This is a genomic window from Pilosibacter sp. NGB245 (assembly GCF_057397225.1).
Genome location: NZ_CM171584.1, coordinates 2,224,260 through 2,243,931, shown reverse-complemented (window position 1 = coordinate 2,243,931; position 19,672 = coordinate 2,224,260). Strand labels below are relative to the sequence as shown.

7 protein-coding genes and 1 pseudogene are annotated in these 19,672 nt (G+C 50.6%); all 8 read left to right on the top strand.

Translation table 11 applies throughout. From position 1 onward, the window contains the following. The first annotated feature begins 3 nt into the window (after window positions 1-3). The 8 genes and pseudogenes from ACXMYH_RS10175 (at window position 4) to ACXMYH_RS10140 (ending at window position 19,576) form a co-directional block, all read left to right on the top strand. Window positions 4-933, top strand: a pseudogene (locus ACXMYH_RS10175) (alpha/beta fold hydrolase). Between the two features lie 351 nt (window positions 934-1,284). Then, entirely contained in the window at window positions 1,285-2,820 is a 1,536-nt protein-coding gene (locus tag ACXMYH_RS10170; protein WP_486554831.1) for a YifB family Mg chelatase-like AAA ATPase, read from the top strand. A 49-nt stretch (window positions 2,821-2,869) separates the two neighbouring features. Then, the gene (gene dprA / locus ACXMYH_RS10165) at window positions 2,870-4,003 is read left to right on the top strand and encodes a DNA-processing protein DprA (RefSeq protein ID WP_486554830.1); all 1,134 of its coding nucleotides are present in this window, start codon (window positions 2,870-2,872) and stop codon (window positions 4,001-4,003) included. A 21-nt stretch (window positions 4,004-4,024) separates the two neighbouring features. After that, a complete protein-coding gene (gene topA / locus ACXMYH_RS10160; protein ID WP_486554829.1) occupies window positions 4,025-6,127 on the top strand; it encodes a type I DNA topoisomerase in 2,103 nt (700 codons plus the stop codon). Window positions 6,128-6,524: 397 nt separating this feature from the next. Next, window positions 6,525-7,307: a GTP-sensing pleiotropic transcriptional regulator CodY gene (codY, locus tag ACXMYH_RS10155; protein WP_118296924.1), complete on the top strand. Its 783-nt coding sequence runs from the start codon at window positions 6,525-6,527 to the stop codon at window positions 7,305-7,307. A gap of 527 nt (window positions 7,308-7,834) precedes the next feature. Next, window positions 7,835-8,560, top strand: a complete 726-nt coding sequence (gene rpsB, locus ACXMYH_RS10150) for a 30S ribosomal protein S2 (protein WP_147557269.1) — start codon at window positions 7,835-7,837, stop codon at window positions 8,558-8,560. 101 nt (window positions 8,561-8,661) lie between these two features. Continuing rightward, entirely contained in the window at window positions 8,662-9,603 is a 942-nt protein-coding gene (gene tsf / locus ACXMYH_RS10145; protein ID WP_486554828.1) for a translation elongation factor Ts, read from the top strand. Window positions 9,604-10,069: 466 nt separating this feature from the next. Next, a complete protein-coding gene (locus ACXMYH_RS10140; protein WP_486554827.1) occupies window positions 10,070-19,576 on the top strand; it encodes a Cna B-type domain-containing protein in 9,507 nt (3,168 codons plus the stop codon). Window positions 19,577-19,672: the final 96 nt, after the last annotated feature.

Sequence of the window (19,672 nt, the reverse complement as noted above, 5' to 3'; positions counted from 1 at the left end):
AAAATGGAAATTCATGAATTTTATATTCCGTCCAGCAGTGGGATCGCGAATCTTCACTGTATGGAGTGGATCCCGAACGGTGAGGTGAAAGCGATCGTTCAGATTGCCCACGGAATGATGGAACATGTCGGAAGATACCGGGAGTTTGCGGAATTTTTAGCGGGACACGGGATCTATGTCCTTGGAAATGATCATCTTGGACACGGAAAGACCGCAGCGGCAGCGGAAGACCGCGGATACTTCGGGGAGCATGGCGGAGCCGTCTCGGTGATCCGCGATATGCGCCGCGTGACGGTCCATGCGCAGAGAAAATATCCAGGTGTGCCGATCTTCCTTCTGGGGCACAGCATGGGATCATTTTTCGCGAGATGATATCTGACTGTCTATAAAGACGGGATCGACGGAGTGATCTTACTCGGGACCGGAGCTCCGAAGGACGCGGAGGTCCGGCTTGGCTATCTGCTGGCGGACACGATCTGCAGACAGAGAGGAACACGCTGCCGGAGCAAACTGCTCTATGAGATGTCCCTCGGAAATTACAACAGGAAATTTAAACCTGTGAAGACGCCGTACGACTGGCTCTCCAGGGATGAAAAGAAAGACCGGGATTTTGGAGACGATCCGCTGACAGATTTTATCTTCACAGCCGGGGCGTACCGTGACTTCTTTGAGGTGATCTTAAAAACGGCAAAGCTTGAAAAAGCCGGAAAAATGCGGACAGATCTCCCGATCCTGATCCTGTCCGGAAGCAAAGACCCGGTGGGAGAGGAGACAAAAGGCGTGCGCCGCGTCTATGAGCGATACGACAAGGCAGGAGCGGAGGATCTCTCCATCGGCTTCTATGAGGATGCGAGACATGAACTTTTAAACGAACTCAACCGCGACCAGGTATCCGCGGATATCCTGGAGTGGATCGGGGAGCATGAGGGCTGATTCCTGTCAATGACGGCGAAAACATGGATGAAAGCTCAAATGGTAAGGCCACGCGGCGGGTGTTTGCCCGCGCGGTGGGAGGACGATGCATATGGGGCTGGCGGAAATAGGAAGGAATCCTCCGCCGGACGCCCCATATTTGAGAGGAAATCCGCTCTCTTCTGCAGGCGTGAGAGGGGAACGGATACAGGTTTCACAGTCTAAATTCTTAAAATTCTTAAACCATATCTATTTTATCAAAAACGGTGAAAATATTCTCGATTTCAGGGATGATTTCAACTAACAACATCAAGGATTCTCCTATCTCTATAGGTGGTGAGATGACAACCAAAGACTGGAAAGGAGTATTTTTTGTTCAGCAAGATCAACAGCATATATCTCCTCGGAATGGAGGGGAAAAACGTGACCGTGGAGGCGGACGTCAGCGACGGACTTCCGGGGCTGATCCTTGTGGGATATCTGGCCTCGGAGGTCCGGGAGGGCGGAGACCGGGTGCGGACGGCGATCAAGAATCTTGGACTCTCCTTGCCGCCAAAGAAGATCACGGTCAATCTGTCTCCGGCAGATTTTAGAAAGGAAGGAACCGGCTTTGATCTGGCGATCGCCGCGGCGATCCTGTCATCATACGGAGGATTCCAGGCAAAGGACCTGGAGGATGCGGTATTCTTCGGGGAACTGGGGCTGGACGGGACTGTGCGGGGGATACCGGGCGTTATGGCGCTCACGGCACAGGCACGGGAGAGTGGATTCCGACGGGTATTTCTTCCGGCTGAGAACGTGAAGGAGGCATCCTTTATCGGCGGGATTTCGCTCTACGGTGTCCGGGATCTGAAATATCTGGTGGATATGTTATCCGGAAAACAGTCGATGCGCCCGGAACCACCGGTAAACATGAAGGAGCTGCAGGATACGATGAACCGCTATGATGTGGATTTCGCGGAATTATCGGGACAGCCGCTCCTTAGGCGGGCGGCGGAGGTGGCAGCCGCCGGAAAGCACAACCTTCTGGTCGTGGGACCTGCGGGGGCCGGAAAGACCATGCTTGCGAGGAGAATGCCGACGATCATGCCGGGAATGGACGTGGCGGAGAGCATCGAGATCTCGAAGATCTACAGTGTGAGCGGACTTCTGACGGAGAAAGAGCCGCTTGTAAAGATCAGGCCGTTCCGCGCACCCCACCACACGGTATCGGTCCAGGCACTGACGGGAGGCGGGAGGAGACCGAAGCCGGGGGAGATCTCGCTTGCCACCGGCGGGATCCTGTTCCTCGATGAATTGCCGGAGTTTTCCAGAGCGGCACTCGAGACACTCCGGCAGCCGCTCGAAGACCGGGAGGTGACAGTCTCGAGAGTGGAGGCCACGGTGACATATCCGGCCAACTTTCAGCTTGTGGCTGCGATGAACCCATGTCCCTGCGGTCATTTTCCGGACCTTGCGAGGTGCCGGTGCACGGAGGGACAGATCACGCGGTATCTACAGAAGATATCGGGACCACTGCTGGACAGGATCGATCTCTGTGTGGAGGCATCCCCGGTTACTTACGGGGACATCAGAGGCGGCGGAGAAAATGAAGCTTCCGGCGCGATCCGGGCGCGGGTGGAGCAGGCGAGAGAGATCCAGAAAGAGCGGTTTATGGAGGAAAACATCCGCTGCAACGGGGAGATGGCGGGGCGGCATATCCGGAAATACTGCGTTCTGGGGAAGGAGGAGGAGACCTTTATGGAGGAGATCTTCGAAAAGCTTGCGCTTTCCGCCAGAATGCATGACAGGATCTTAAAAGTCGCAAGAACGACGGCGGATCTTGCAGGTGCGAGTGAAATCCGGCTTTCAGATCTGTGCGAGGCGGTGTCCTATGTGAAGAGCCGGGAGAAGTTCTGGGGGAATTAATGCCTGAAAACGAAGCTTGTCCGGAACTTTTTGGGTGCGGAACAGTTCTATGAATGAAAGGAAAGGGGTACATAAGATCATGGCTTACAACACACTTACCGAGCGGGAAGCGTTTTACTGTCTCTGCCATGTTCCGGGGTTCGGCAGTGCGACGATCGGGAAGTTAAGGGAAAGGTTCGGAACATATCAGGAGGTCTGGACGGCAAAGGAACAGGAAATCCAAAAAGCGGGAGTTCTCACAGAGAAGCGCGTGACGGTCTTTTTGCAGGCAAGAGAGCAGGAATCTGCATGGCTGAAGGAATTTTATGGGCTGGAACGGACGGGGATCCGCTTTATCGCGGAAGGAGACACAGACTATCCGGAACGTTTCCTTCCATATAAAGACCGCCCGGCGGCGCTTTTCGTAAAGGGAAATCTTCCGGAAAACGAGGTCCCGGCGGTTGCCATTGTCGGCGCCAGAGCCTGCACGGAATATGGGAAGGAGGCGGCCGGATTTTATGCCGGGGAACTTGCCAATGCGGGAGTCAACATTATCAGCGGCATGGCGGCGGGAGTGGATGGCTGTGCCCACAGGGGCGCGATCGAGCGCGGGAAACCCACCTACGCGGTTCTGGGATGCGGGGTAAATATCTGTTATCCGCGGGAAAATTACAAAATTTTTCATGCCATGGAGGAAAACGGCGGTATCCTCTCAGAGTTCGTCCCGGGGACCCGCCCTGTGGCAATGAACTTTCCGCTGAGAAACCGGATCATCAGCGCTCTTGCTGACGCGGTCATAATAATAGAAGCGAGGGAGAAGAGCGGATCGCTGATCACAGTGGATTTTGCTTTAGAACAGGGAAAGGAGGTTTTCGCCCTTCCGGGACGTGCAAATGACCCGTTGAGCGGGGGCTGCAACCGCCTGATCCAGGGCGGTGCGAGCCTGCTTTTGAGCCCGTCGGATGTGCTGGAATTCCTCGGGATGAAATACGAAAGAAAATTAACGATTCATAAATTTTCACAAAATAGGCTTGCCAAGAACGAAAATTTGGTGTATGCTTCGGTTGATTCGCGCCCCAGACATCTGGAAGAGGTCGCCGCATTGAGCGGACTCTCTGTGACAGAATGTATGGAAGCCCTTTTAAAGCTGGAGCTTGCGGGACTTGTTTTTGGAACCGGGAATCAATATTATAAAGCGGAATGATTGCAGAAGGATGTGAAAAATATGGCGAACAGTCTTGTGATTGTGGAGTCTCCTGCAAAGGTTAAAACAATTAAAAAATTCCTGGGAAGCACATATGAGGTGGACGCGTCCAACGGACACGTAAGAGATCTTCCGAAGAGCCAGCTCGGAATTGATGTGGAAAATGATTATGAACCGAAATATATCACGATCCGGGGCAAGGGCGATATCCTTGCGAAACTCCGGAAAGAAGTGAAAAAAGCAGATAAGATCTATCTCGCAACTGACCCTGACCGTGAGGGAGAGGCGATTTCCTGGCATTTGATGAAAGCGCTGAAGCTCGATGAGGTAAAAGATAAAAAAGTATACCGAATCAGCTTCAATGAGATCACGAAAAACGCGGTAAAGGCGTCCTTAAAGGCACCGAGAGATATCGATATGAATCTTGTGGATGCCCAGCAGACGCGGCGTATCCTGGACCGTATCGTGGGCTATAAGATCAGCCCGATCCTCTGGGAAAAGGTAAAACGCGGACTGAGTGCCGGCCGTGTCCAGTCGGTGGCACTCCGAATGATCTGTGACCGTGAAGAGGAGATCTCCGCGTTTATTCCGGAGGAATACTGGAGTCTCGATGCGATGTTGAAAGCACCGGGGACAAAGAAGCCGGCAGCGGCCCATTTCCATAAAGATAAGGATGGAAAGACAGAGATCAGGAGCCGTGCCGAGCTGGATGCCCTGTTAGAGTCCTTAAAGGGACAGAAATTTATCGTAAATGATATCAGGAACGGTGAGCGTACGAAGAAGCCGCCGTTTCCGTTTACAACGAGTACCATGCAGCAGGAGGCGTCCAAGGCGTTAAACTTCTCCACCCAGAAGACGATGCGTCTCGCACAGCAGCTCTATGAGGGCGTTGATGTGAAAGGACACGGCACGGTCGGTCTGATCACTTACCTGCGTACCGATTCCACCCGTGTCGCGGAGGAAGCGGAGAAGATGGCAGGCGAATTCATCGCTGAGAACTATGGGGAAGCATATCTGTCAACGGGAGAGAATTCAAAGAAGAATAACGGAAAGATCCAGGATGCGCACGAGGCGATCCGTCCGACGAATCTTTCTCTGACACCTGTCAAGGTGAAGGAATCTCTTTCGAGAGATCAGTTCCGTCTTTACCAGCTGATCTGGAAGCGGTTTACCGCGAGCCGGATGTCTGCAGCTGTCTATGAGACGACTTCTGTTAAGATCATGGCGGGCGGAAATGAATTTACGATGACAGCGTCCAGACTGAAATTTGACGGCTTCATGTCTGTCTATATCGAGGCGGATGAGAAGGAAGAGAAGAATCAGATCCTCTCGAAGCTGGAAAAGGGCGAGGAGCTGGAGCTTGCCGATCTTGTAAATGCCCAGCACTTTACCCAGCCGCCGGCCCACTATACGGAGGCATCGCTTGTAAAGGCGATGGAGGAACAGGGCATCGGACGTCCGAGTACCTACGCTCCGACGATCACAACGATCCTTGCACGCCGGTATGTGGTGAAGGAAAATAAAAATATTTATGTGACTGAGCTCGGCGAGGTTGTCAACCGGATCATGAAGCAGTGCTTCCCGAGCATCGTGGATATCGCTTTCACGGCGAACCTGGAGTTCCTGTTAGACAGCGTCGGAGAGGGACTGACCCCGTGGAAGACGATCGTCAGAAACTTCTACCCGGATCTCATGGCAGCGGTGGATGAGGCCCAGAGAACGCTTGAGACGGTTCATATCGCGGATGAGGAATCGGATGAGATCTGTGAGGTCTGCGGAAGACGGATGGTCATCAAGTACGGTCCTCACGGTAAGTTCCTCGCATGTCCGGGATTCCCGGAGTGCCGGAATACGAAGCCGTATCTTGAGAAGACCGGCATCCCGTGTCCGAAGTGCGGAAAAGAAGTCATCATCAAGAAGACGAAAAAAGGCAGAAAGTATTACGGCTGTGAGGCCAACCCGGACTGTGATTTCATGTCCTGGCAGAAACCGTCCACTGAGAAATGTCCGGAATGCGGAAGCTACATGGTGGAAAAAGGAAACAAACTCGTCTGCGCAAATGAGCAGTGCGGTTTTGTGATGCCGATGAAGGAAAAGGAAGAGGAAAAGACTGCAACTGAATAATCTGCTGCCGGTTACAGGATGAACGGCAGTGATAAAAAGGCTCTGGCGGGATGTGCGAGACGCATTTGCCGGATGTTTCTTGTAAGAGCTGTGAATCAAACCTGCATACGGCGGATGTTTGGAAGAAGATGCAGGCATCGGGTCAGCTGGTGTGGAAAGGTGAAATGTCTCTTCTGACAGTGAAATTTGCCGATAAATGCACTGAACTGCATAATTATCGCTACAAATGATACAATTCAGACAGTTTGAACTTCAAAAAATTGATAAGGACTTGACAATTTATTTCGATTTATCCTAATTATCCGAAAAAGTCTTGAAATTCTGGAAATATCGTGTTACAATTTAATCGATCAAATATTATTCGTACGATATCAGAAAGTAAAGGAGGTTTTCGGAAATGAGTGTTGAATTATTGGATAAGACCAGAAAAATAAACAAACTGCTCCACAACAACAATTCGCACAAGGTCGTATTTAACGACATCTGTAAAGTTTTAAGCGAAATTTTGCTGTCGAACATTCTCGTGATCAGCAAGAAAGGAAAAGTCCTGGGTGTAAGCATCTGTCCTGGTGTCGATGAGATCCATGAGTTGATTGAGGACAAAGTTGGCGGCTATGTCGATAAAATGTTTAACGAACGCCTCTTAAGTGTCCTTTCCACCAAGGAAAATGTAAATCTTGCGACTCTCGGTTTCGCTGAGGAGAACGTGAAGAAATACCAGGCGATCATCGCTCCGATCGATATTGCGGGAGAGCGTCTTGGAACTTTATTTATGTACAAATCCGACGAGCAGTATGATATCGATGATATTATTCTCTGCGAATACGGTACTACGGTTGTCGGCCTTGAGATGATGCGTTCTGTAAATGAGGAGAACGCGGAGGAGACAAGAAAGGTACAGATCGTGAAATCTGCGATCAGCACGTTATCGTTCTCCGAGCTGGAGGCAATTACCCATATCTTTGAGGAGCTTGACGGAAACGAGGGAATTCTTGTTGCCAGCAAGATCGCAGACCGGGTTGGTATTACGAGATCCGTTATCGTGAATGCGCTCCGGAAGTTTGAGAGTGCGGGTGTTATCGAGTCGAGGTCTTCGGGTATGAAGGGAACATACATTAAAGTTTTGAATGATGTGGTGTTTGATGAGCTGAAGGCGTTGAAGGCGGTTAATGCGAAATAGCTGATAGAAGTGGTTTTGGTTGTAATTGAAGAAGATGTAAAAAGAGGTGCGGCGGGATTTAGGGCTGCGCCTCTTTTTTGGGTGGAATAGGGGAGAATGTCTTTTGAGGTGTCTTGGCGAAAGGTACGCGGTGAGCTTCCGGGCTGGTGTGCCGGGGATGCGGGGATGGTTCCTCTAAGCGCCCGGGAGACTGCTAAGGGCGAAGAACAGGCAACACAACTCGCTGCGCTCAGACAAGTGTTGCCTGTTCTTCAACGCAGTCACCTGCGCGCTAAGAGGAAGCCAGATCCCCGGATCATGCACACCAGCCCGGAAGCTCACCGCTGGGTAACGCGAGACGCAAAAAAAGACACAAAAAAAGTTGGAAAAATAATAAAAAAGTACTTGCAGGGGAAATTGACTTATGATATAGTGAAAAAGCTGATATTATGCACGTCTGCGGATTCTGCAAGTGGTGCCTGAGTTTTTCAGGTGGTTGTGGAAGTGAGATGCAGGCGGAAGTAAATAACCAAATGGAGGAAAATAACATGAGCGTAATTTCAATGAAACAGCTTCTGGAAGCCGGCGTACATTTCGGTCACCAGACAAGAAGATGGAACCCGAAAATGGCACCGTACATCTACACAGAGAGAAACGGTATCTACATCATCGACCTTCAGAAATCTGTAGGTAAAGTTGATGAGGCTTACAAGGCAGTTGCTGATATCGCAGCTGAGGGCGGCACAATCCTTTTCGTTGGTACAAAGAAACAGGCTCAGGATGCAATCAAGGCTGAGGCTGAGCGTTGCGGAATGTACTATGTAAACGAGAGATGGCTTGGCGGTATGCTTACAAACTTCAAGACCATCCAGTCCAGAATCGCTAGATTAAAAGCAATCGAGAAGATGTCTGAGGACGGAACTTTCGACGTTCTTCCGAAGAAGGAAGTTATCGAGTTAAAGAAAGAGTGGGAGAAGCTTGAGAAGAACCTTGGCGGTATCAAGGAAATGAAGAAGATCCCGGACGCTATCTTTATCGTAGATCCGAAGAAGGAAAGAATCTGTGTTCAGGAAGCTCACACACTTGGAATCACTCTGATCGGTATCGCTGATACAAACTGCGATCCGGAAGAACTTGACTATGTAATTCCGGGTAACGACGATGCTATCAGAGCCGTTAAGCTTATCGTTTCCAAGATGGCAGACGCTGTCATCGAGGCTAAGCAGGGCGAGGCTGAGGCAGCAGAAGCAGCTGAGGAGAACGCAGAGGCTTAAGTTGTTATAAGGAATCCGGAAGGTGCTGTCAGTGGCAGCACCTTCTTCTGAAAAGACACGTTTTATTTTGATTCTTTAATATGATTCGGAGGAAATGAAACATGGCAGCAGTTACAGCTAAAATGGTAAAAGATTTAAGAGAAATGACAGGCGCTGGAATGATGGACTGCAAGAAGGCTCTTGCAGCTACAGACGGCGACATGGACAAGGCTGTTGAGTTCTTAAGAGAAAAAGGACTTGCAGGCGCAGAGAAGAAGGCTGGACGTATCGCAGCTGAGGGTATCGTTGACACAGCTATGACAGCAGACGAGAAGAAAGCTGTTATCGTTGAGGTTAATGCTGAGACAGACTTCGTTGCAAAGAACGCAAAGTTCCAGGCATACGTTGCTCAGGTTGCAGCTCAGGCTCTTACAACAACAGCAGCAGATATGGATGCATTCATGGATGAGAAGTGGGCAGCAGACGAGAGCCTTACTGTTAAGGAAGCTCTTTCCTCCCAGATCTCCATCATCGGCGAGAACATGAGCATCCGTCGTTTCAAACAGGTTACAGAGGAGAACGGTTTCGTTGCTTCCTATATCCATGCCGGCGGAAGAATCGGTGTTCTTCTTGACGTTCAGACAGACGTTGTAAACGACGCTGTTAAAGAGATGGCTAAGAACGTCTGCATGCAGGTTGCAGCTCTTAATCCGAAATACACAAGCCGTAATGAAGTAAGCGCAGACTTCATCGAGCATGAGAAATCCATCCTTATGGCTCAGATCCAGAACGATCCGAAGGAAGCATCCAAGCCGGAGAAGGTTATCCAGGGTATGATCCAGGGACGTATCAACAAAGAGATGAAAGAGATCTGCCTCTTAGACCAGGTTTACGTAAAAGCAGAGGACGGCAAGCAGTCCGTAGCTCAGTACGTAGCTCAGGTTGCAAAAGAGAGTGGCGCTAACATCGAGCTCAAGAGCTTCGTTCGTTTCGAGACTGGTGAAGGTCTTGAGAAGAAGGAAGAGAACTTCGCTGAGGAAGTTGCAAAACAGATGGGCAAATAATAAAAGTTTGTATTCCGATACAGACGTTTATAAGCCGCATGGTCCTGAAATACGGGACTGTGCGGCTTATTTTTTCCCGGACAAACCCGGCAACGAACGGCATACGGCTTTTTAGATGATAAAGCAGCCCTCTATGGATCTGGCAGGTCCATGGAGGGCTGCTTTCATTTGTTTGCTTACAGCGGAAATGTATGCACAGATGCGGACAGTCATAGAAAGCGGTTTACTGAATTTATTCCGACTCACGGAAAACCTGGCAAAATACGAATAAAAATGAAGAAAATATCGGAAAAAAATCCTTCTTGGCATACAGAAGATGTTGACTTTTTTTAAACGAAAAGAGTATGATAAGAAAAGTTAAACGGGCAATGTCTGTAAAGAGGACGCTGCCTGTTGCTATGGGGAAATGAAAAAGCTTTGCAAAGGGAAGAGAAAGGCAGATACTTTGCAAAGGAGTGAAAATAAGATGGGGATCTATCAAAAGATGGGCAGACGCTGGATCAGTCTTCTGCTCGTATTTCTGATGGTTTTTTCGCTTGTGCCTGTGGATGAGCTGATGCAGGTTTTTGCAGCGGAAAAACCCGCCATAACAGTGGGCTGGAAACCTCAAAAGAAAGAGGTGCCTTCCGGCGAGAATGGCGAGATAACGCTAAAGGTGGAAATTGATCCGGCGCAGGTGGAAGATGTAGGATTGCAGATCCGCCTGACAGAGGAGGAGGCAGCGGCATTCGTCGAGTTCACGAAGAATGAGGACGGAGTTCTGACCTATGAACATGGAGATCATGTGTGGACACTGGAAAAAGAACCGGAAGGGGACTGGAATTTCTGGCTTCTCTCCCTGAAGGGAACAGTTGAAAGCCACACATTGGAGGAAAAATTTACAGTCTGCATGCCGAAATCAGCAGATGATCAGACGATCGATGTGGATTCAGAGACAGATGTGATCCTTTCCTACAATGGAAAGAGCGACAGCCGGTATACAGATTCAGATCCGGTGAAGAGCACAGCGTCCAATTCCTCTGCATCGGGAAATACGAAAAACATCATGACGGATGAGAATGGGATCAAGATCAGTATCGAGACGGTACCGATCCGTTTTCTTGCGGTAGAATTGACGGAAACTGCAGTGCCGGAAGTCAGTGCTGCGCAGGAGAAACTCGCTTGTGTGGACGGAGTCGAAAATCCGGATGCAGTCTTTGAAATGAAGCTGCCGGATGCCGGCCTTACGTATCATGCGTCCGTGACATTGAATGGAGATCTTTCCTTCCCAAAGGCTGCGGCGACATCCAGCAATGCACTTTACAGAGATGACAGTGGGAAAAAACTGGCAGAGATCGTGGGACTTTCTTCGGAAATGAAGGTGACAGAGTTTTCTGCAGATGGAGATACACTGAAGTTCCGGATCGTTCCGGTCTCAGACACAGCGGATAAGTCTGTGGAGAGCGATGAAACCGGAGATGACGATTCAATCGCGGTTGTGAAAAAGACGGTCGATTTTCAGCTGAAGATCGATCCGGACAGTCTGGTCTGGGCAAAAAAGCAGGAGAAGCAGGGAATTCTGGAACTGCTTACGGGGAATGAAAAAGAACGTCTCCGGGCAACGGAAGATGCAGAAGTGTTAAAGGGAAGCATCACGCTCCGCGCCGGTGCGGAAGGCGGAGCAGACGCAGAGGCTGTGATCCGGATTTCGAGAGCTGCCGGAGGGGGTGTGACCGTTCTCCAGAGACGGGCTGGGCTCGGTCCGCAGACGGTATTCTGGATCGACAACGGAAATAACGATGAAGGAATCCGGCCTTCGAAAATCATGCCGGAACTCTCCTATAAATTGGTTGCGCAGGATGCGGACTGGGGAGACGGCGACGGAACAAAACTGGAGCCGGGGGCATCTCTTGCGGGTGTCGGACTGACAGAAATGCCGCAGCCTGCAATCACAAAAAATGAAGGGAACAGCACCTGGCAGATTTCATACAGCAATCTTCCGAGCACGGTTGTGAAAAACGGAAGCGAATACCGGGTACTCTGGAAATGGTCGCAGCCTGCCGTTGACGGATATGAACGGAAGGAAATCAATGACGACAATATTGGTGAGTATGAGGGGACCGTTGATCAGTGCGGATGGTACTATCTGATCCGCAGGACCGTCATATTGAAGACGGATATCCGCCAGGGATATACCGATTATTACGATATCACAAAGGATGAAGCGGCAAGATACTTTAAACTGTGCATTTATCAAGTGACTTCCGGAGGTCAGGTGAGTGAAAATCCGGTAGAAGTCGTAAGGATTGACGACCTTTTGGAGAACGGAACTCTGAAACTGATCGGAGACAGGAATGCAAAAGGTGACGGAGAATATGTGATCGATATGGGCTGGCGGTATAATCTGGATGGGAATCCATTTGTGTATACGATCGAGTGGGCCGGAGATACCGACGAGAACGGAAACCCGTTAAACCGTTTCCGTGTGGATGGCATGGAAGAGGGAGACTATATCCAGATCTCCTACGACAACTCTGCAACTGTGGGATATCAGGAGCGGACCGACAGGCTTTACAGCGGAGGAACTCTGGTCCTGACACTTACCGGAACGAGAGGATACGAGGCGACAAAGATCTGGGCGGAAAATCGTACGGATGTCTCGGAGGACGAGAGACCAGAGGGAGAGTTTGAACTCTGGCGTTATCCGCAAAGACATGAAGACTACACGAAAGCAGCTCCGGTGTATGGGGAAGACGGAAAGACAATGAGCCTGCCTCTGGACCGACATCCGGAAAATAATACCCAGGAGATTCGGTTCGGCTATGGGGAAAATGGTGAAAAGACACTTCCGAAGTATGATACGGACGGATATGCTTATGCGTATGTTACAAAAGAATATTTCACAAATGATGACAGCAGAGGCTATGAACAGCTGTTCGGAGCGTACAATGACCAGACTGGTTATTATGACGACGTATTTATCAAGGGAGACGGAACGAGGGTAAGCACGGAAAACAAAGACGGAAAACGTGCAGATGTCAATAACATTTATCTCTACGATGGAGGAACGCTCTATAACCGTAAAATCGATACTGTCACAGTGCCAGTATCCAAAACATGGGAAGCGGCCGCATTCCAGGAAAACCTCCAGGACGTAAAGGTAACGTTTGGACTGCAGTCCAGGATCAAAGAGCAGAAAGACCCGGCTGGAAATACGGTGACGCCTGCCGGAGCGTGGACGGAAGTTCCGGGAGAGGAGCTGTCACTGGACGGTTTCAATGCGGTCAATGTCACCAGAAGCGGAAGCAGAACCATGCCGAAATATGATATTTACGGAAATGAGCTGGAGTACCGCTTTGTGGAGCGGGAGATCACCCAGAATGGAATCAGACGGGAGATCGAATATCCGGAAGGCTCTGAAAACGGAACGTTTACCCTCACTCAGAATGGCCGCCAGGTGGCATATGAGTCGATCTGTGAGACTGCAAGTGCTTCCGATGCGGAAAACAGAACGGTGATCGTAAACCGGATCAAGGATACGGTCGACTACGATGTTGTCAAGAACTGGGAGGGAAATCCACCCGCGGGCGCAACCTTGAAATTCCGCCTGTATCGTTTCTACAGCGGAACATCGGTTGCAGATATGATAGCGGGAAATGCTTACCTGACATTTGAAGTGACCGAAAACGGCGGGAGGATCACGGATTTTCCGACCGATGAGGGCAGTGAAAATATCGGGATCTGTGTGCCGGAACAGGCGGACACGTCTGCATGGAGTCATGTGCGGATCTACGGTCTTCCGGAATTTGACCGTTCCGGACATCAGTATGAATATATGCTGATTGAGGAAGAGCCGGATGGATATCACGCAGCGGACATCCGGACGGAAAAGGTCAACGGAAACCTGGATTATAGAAGTACGCTGACAAATGCGGTGGGAACAGGAAATAATAACCGCATCCTCGTCATGAAAGAATGGCTGGATGACGGAGATATCCAGCACCGGAGAAATGTTGCGGTGCAGGCATACCGGAACGGAACCGGGGAATCGGTGGGATCACCTGTCATCCTCGGACCGGGATCTATCTGGTATACCTATGTGGATCTGGGAGCAGTCCATGCAGATGATGTCTACATTCTGGAAACAGAGATTTACGGAACGGGTGGGGAAGAGACGCAGTTTACAGTGACAAACCCACGGATCTCAAATGTTTCCGATTACGACGGAGCTTACGGGAGTGTGGACCTGAAGCACCACCGCTATGAAGTCTCCTATAAAAAGACAAAGATTGGAAATGATCCAGTATTTGTTGTGAAGAACCGCCGTATCGCTCAAATTGATATTGATGTGGAAAAACGCTGGAATGATGGAAGCGGTGCGCTCCGAGATGCAATGAAAAACGCACTGGATATATACAATGCCCAGCATACAGATGCTTCGCTGGAACTGTCCATGTATCTTGACTTTGATGATCCGGCCGGAACCGCTTCCGGTGGGCAGATCACGAGAAAGGCGGGAAATGAGGGAGATACGATCCTGGTGGATGGACACAACGTCGAAACGATCTACGACTCAGATCGCCGGGAATCGGCAAAATCTGTCCAGACGATGTCGCTGGAGAGCCATCAGAATGACGGTTCTGTGATAAGAAGTGACCACTATGCATTTTATGGGGTTCCAAAGTACAATGCAAAAGGGCAGGTTATCCGGTATCAGGTAAAGGAAGCGTGGGTAACAAAGGTGACGGAAGAGGGAACTCCGGTATACCGGAAGGTTTCAGATGTAAAGTCGATCCTTAAGAAAATCCCGGCTCAGAATCCTGTTACCGGTGCGACAGAATCCAATTTGTGGGATCTCTGGAGTACATATCTCCGGACCACTTCGGAAACATATACGGTTGCGCTGGATGCACCGGAAAATCAGGAGGTTACGCGCAATGACCATCAGGTTGTCACCGTTAGCAACAGCCTTTCCGGAGTCAAGACGGTTCATTGGAAAAAACAATGGAATGATGCATATTCCAGAGAACAGAATACCCGCCCGGATATTTATCTGACGATCTTAAAACGTGAAGCGGATGCAGACGGAAATCTGAAAAAGGAACTGAGCCCGTCTGATGTCGTGGTAAAGGATTACCGGTGGGTCAAGACCGATCAGGATTCAGATGAACAGCATTGGACTGCAACAATCAGGAATCTTCCAAAGTACAATGCACAAGGATACGAGATCTATTATTATGCGTTCGAGCGGACGGAGGTAGATTCCAATGCGCTCGATTATGCGATCGCGCAGTATGCGGTTGCCAGCGCCAGCAACCCGGACAAGACCGATATCATCGGAACATCAGGAGGAGTCGGAAAACCGGGAGATGAAAGCTATGCGCCGTATAGTCCGGATGATATTCGGGTAGTATTAAATCCGATCGATCAGAGCGGCAGAACCGGACTTCCGGAGTATGCCGGAAAATATGCGGTTGTCGAGGAAGGAACGATCATTAACTCACTCTTAAAAGATGCGAGAATTCTCGGATCCAAGAGCTATAAGAGCCTGCCAAACAATTATCCGGCAAAAGACTATCCGGAGATCACATTTGTGCTCGACCAATATCTTGGAACTCCGGGGCCGGATAGAGCCCCTGATCGGGCGAATATTTCAGAATTGACCGTCAAAGACTGGACAACTATCACAAAAAACGCAGACGGTTCCTATCCGATCGAGATCAGCAGAATCGGAAAATATGTGTATCAGCTTGCTGCTGACGGAAACACAGGAGAAACTGTTCCGGTTTCTGAAGACCAGACTCCGGGAAACGGGGAGGAACTCCCGCGTTACGATGAAAACGGAGAGAGATATACCTACGTTTTGCGAGAGAAGAGTGTGAAAGGTGCCGACGGAAAGGAGTTGCTTGCCGGGGCTGCAGACGCAGCAGTCGGAGGAATGGGGCTCTATGTCAGAGATGACGACGGCAGCACGACAGCTTCCCACGTGATCACGAATACCTACGAGGGTCCGAAGGGAAAACTGAAGGTCCGGAAACTCATGAAACTTTCCAAAAATGGGGATAAGGTGACATTCCCGGCCGTGAAGTTTGAGCTGACAAGATCCTATACATCCTATGCGGATGGTGCCCAGAAGGTCGTGGAGGACACAGGTTTCACGAAACAGGTGAAAACCATTTCTTCCGAGGAGGTGCAGGATGCCTATAAGAAGACAGGATCCACGGTTTCTCTGGAATGTGTCTTCGACAATCTGGATCTTTATGCGCCGAACGGAACGGACTATCTGTACACGGTGACGGAGCTCAAGGACGGATTCCTGGAAGGCTTTGACACCTGGGCAGTAAAGGGGGATTATACTTCCTTTGAACAGGTTGCGACTGCCTCGAACGCAGGGACCAAGGTGGAGCATGTAACAGCGACCGCCTCCAATGCGTCAGGAGGAGATGGGATGACCACAGAGTCTCTGGCGGCAAAAGTCGGACAGGTGATCTCAGGACTTTTCGGACGCAGCAGTGCAGGAAACACAGAAATTCCGGCAGCAGCAACGTTTGCAAACCGGAAATGGAACACGCCTCAGGAGGATGGAAAGGACAAGGTACAGCTTGTCTTAACAAAAAACTGGGCTGACTTCAACAATCAATTCGGGACAAGACCGGATACGCTGAATCTTACACTGGATCGAAGAGCGGATGCACAGCCTGGACAGTCGAATGCGATCATCTGGACAAGGGTGACGGACAGTACGCCGACGGAAGATAAGTCTGTGATCAACCAGTGGAAGTACATCTGGAGCGGACTCGACCGTTACGCGCCGAACGGGATGCCGTGGATCTACCGCGTCAGCGAGGAAAAACCAGCGGCTTATCAGGCGTCAGGAAACGGCAGTGTCCAGTTTGGCAGCACGGGAAATCCGTCCCAGACAGCAGAGATCACGAATTCCTTACAGACGACTGCAAAATTCACGAAGCAGTGGACGGACAAGGCAGGAAAAACTGTGACGAACGACTATCTCGGATATGATCTGACAGCCTCCTTTAAGCTGCAGGCGGCGACATCCAGTGATGCTTCGTTTGATGCCGGAAGCGCTTCCTGGATGGATGCGGATGCTCTGTTTACGGATGAAAACGCGAGATCAGCGATCCTCAATGCCAATGAAGGAAATCCATCGGCGGACTGGAGCGAGCGGATCGCGGCACCGTCACTTACAGGAAAGATCAATGCTGCTGTATGGAAAAACGGGAAAACGGTAAAGCTCCCGGCGGCCATGAAAGAAAATGGCACACTGGTTTATCTGCATTACCGGTATGTGGAGACAGGTGTGAGCTATAAAGTTCCCGGTGAGACACCGGACACAGCTACGCAGACAGTGACCAGACAGGCAGACGGCAGTTATCTGATTACCGGAAACGGTCTTTTACAGTCTGTCACAGATACGGTGACATCCGGAACGAGTACGATCACAAACCGGACAAACCTGAAGGACTTCTCAGTTTCCAAGGTATGGAGTGACAATGACAATGCCTACGGAACGAGATCGGTACAGACACAGATGATCCTGTTCTTCCGGGCAGGAGAAAACGAAGACTGGAAGCTCTTTACGATCAGTGGAAATCCGGTCATTGTGACACTTTCGGAGAGTAATGGCTGGAGCACATCGATCTCCGGTCTCCCGGGTGAGTGCGAGTACCGGATGCGGGAACTTCCACTGACCGGGTGGGATGGATCGACCTGGATTGATGACGGAGGAACCTTCACAGGCGGAACGGATTACCAGGTCAGCTACAATGATCAGGCGGATTCAACGACGGTGACAAACACGCTGAAAACGAATCCGGATCCGGATGACGGGGCCAAGAAGATCACTCTCTATGTAGAGAAAACGTGGGGAGGAACAGAAAATGCTCCGATCACCCTGAAACTCCAGCACCAGGTTGCAGAAGACAACGAAGATCATCAGCTCCACGAGGACAAGTGGGCAGATGTCGGGACAAAGACGTATGCGATGGATGGAACAGCGGATGCGTCCGGCAACGGAGCATACTGGGAGTTTGATTCCTGGAAGTTTAAGATCACGAATCTTCCGGCATTCCGGGTCGGAAAGGCAATCTCTTACCGTGTCATCGAAGTCGTGCCGGATGGGTTCGTCCAGATAGCACAGACGGAAAGGACGATCACGGATACAGAATTTGATCCAGCCGGAACCAGACAGACTGCATCCCTGTTTACCTTTGTAAACGCAAAGAAAAATTCCTTCAAAGTGACGAAAAAATGGGTTGGACCGAGTCCGAGTGCCGCTGAGGTCACCGTGAGTCTCCACAGGAAATACCGGAAAGCCGGAGAGAACGAAACGGAGGAACCGGTGGATGGAACAACGGTCCAGCTGAACGAGGCAAATCACTTTGAGGCGGAGTGGAAGGATCTTCCGGAAACTTCCGCTGATGGTGATGTTTACAGCTACTATGCGAAAGAAGTAAATGATCCGGCTGTGACAGGATACCGCGCAGAGTACGGCGCAGTGGAAGCTGCGGCGGACGGAACATGGAAGCAGACGATCTACAACATTCCGCTGACATCTGTTTCAGGCACAAAGGTCTGGAAGGATGAGAAGAATGCGGATGGTCTGCGTCCGGGTACAGTCGGTCTGATCCTGGAGCGCAGTACCGATTCGAATGCATGGAAAAAAGTGGACATCGATGCGGACGGTTCGACTGTGTCCCTGACATGGGACCAGACGACGGATCCGGATCAATGGACCTACCGTTTTGACGGACTCGACCTTTATTCCATAGCAGGAGAGAAGTATCAGTACCGTGTGACTGAGGAGCCGGTGACGGGCTACCATGCAGTCTATACGGGAAGCAATGCGCTTTATGCGGGAGACCGTGATACGATCATCAATACGAAGATCGGAGAGCACACCTTTGTGTTTGATAAGGTCTGGACTGACGCCGGAACGTCACAGAGACCGGAACAGATCATGGTCAGATTGTGCCGGAAGACGGCAGAAACGTCACAGGAAACGGTTGACGGAGTGGCGCCGGTGATTGTCAAGAACGGTGATCTCTGGACATATACCTACGAGGATCTTCCATCCTATGATGCGGATGGACGGGCATATACCTACTGGGTAACCCAGGATCCGGTAAATGGATATGACACTGTTTACTCTTCCGATGATCGTTCCGAAAACGGCGGCAGGATCACCAATGTGGCCCGCGGCGGTCTTGCCGTAAAAAAAACGGTATCCGGAAACCGCGGAGAGCGGAACAGGAAATTCCTGTTCACGATCACACTGTCAGGTGTATCACAGACGGGAATCGATGCTGCAACATTCACGGATGGGAATTTCGAGAACGGAGTTTCAGAGATTTCCTTAAAGGACGGGGAAGAGTACCGGTTTGAGGAGATCCCGGCAGGATTTTCCTACACAGTGACCGAGGCAGATGACGCTTTGCGGGACGGATATACGGTTACAGCAACCGGAACATCCGGAACGATCCCGGCGGGAGATACGGTGGAAGCTGCGTTTGAGAACCGGAAAAATGAAGATCCGACGGTTCCGACACAGCCGACGACACCGACAGATCCGTCCGGTCCGACAACACCTGTCACTCCGACGAGACCGTGGCATCATGATTCCGATGACCCGGAGGAGACGGATCCGACGAAACGTCCTCCGAAGATGCCGACCGGGCAGTCAACGGAGACTGTGACAGAGACAGATCCGGCAGGTACGACCTCACCGGATGAGACTGCGGAAAGCCGGACGGAAACAACCTCTTCGGAGACCGAAACCAATATCGAAGAAACTGCCACGGCGGAAACCGTGACAGAATCCGGCACAGAGCCGGATCATGATGACAGGGATAACCCGAAAACCGGGGATTCCACCCATACCTGGATATGGGCGGTTCTCATGATCCTCTCCGCATTCGGTGCGATCATGCTGCACAGGGTGAAGAAAGATGACGAGAACGAAGAACATATGAAGTAGCAGAAAATGAAAAAGCTCCTTCGGACTGCAGAGAGATTCTGGCGGTCCGGGGGAGCTTTTTTGTAGGAAGTTCCTTTGGAATGTGTCGAGGCATAT

Excerpts from the sequence above, each read along its gene's own strand:
- ACXMYH_RS10140 (WP_486554827.1), top strand. The coding sequence starts at position 10,070 with ATGGGGATCTATCAAAAGATGGGCAGACGCTGGATCAGTCTTCTGCTC.
- rpsB (WP_147557269.1), top strand. The coding sequence starts at position 7,835 with ATGAGCGTAATTTCAATGAAACAGCTTCTGGAAGCCGGCGTACATTTC.
- topA (WP_486554829.1), top strand. The coding sequence starts at position 4,025 with ATGGCGAACAGTCTTGTGATTGTGGAGTCTCCTGCAAAGGTTAAAACA.
- dprA (WP_486554830.1), top strand. The coding sequence starts at position 2,870 with ATGAATGAAAGGAAAGGGGTACATAAGATCATGGCTTACAACACACTT.
- tsf (WP_486554828.1), top strand. The coding sequence starts at position 8,662 with ATGGCAGCAGTTACAGCTAAAATGGTAAAAGATTTAAGAGAAATGACA.
- codY (WP_118296924.1), top strand. The coding sequence starts at position 6,525 with ATGAGTGTTGAATTATTGGATAAGACCAGAAAAATAAACAAACTGCTC.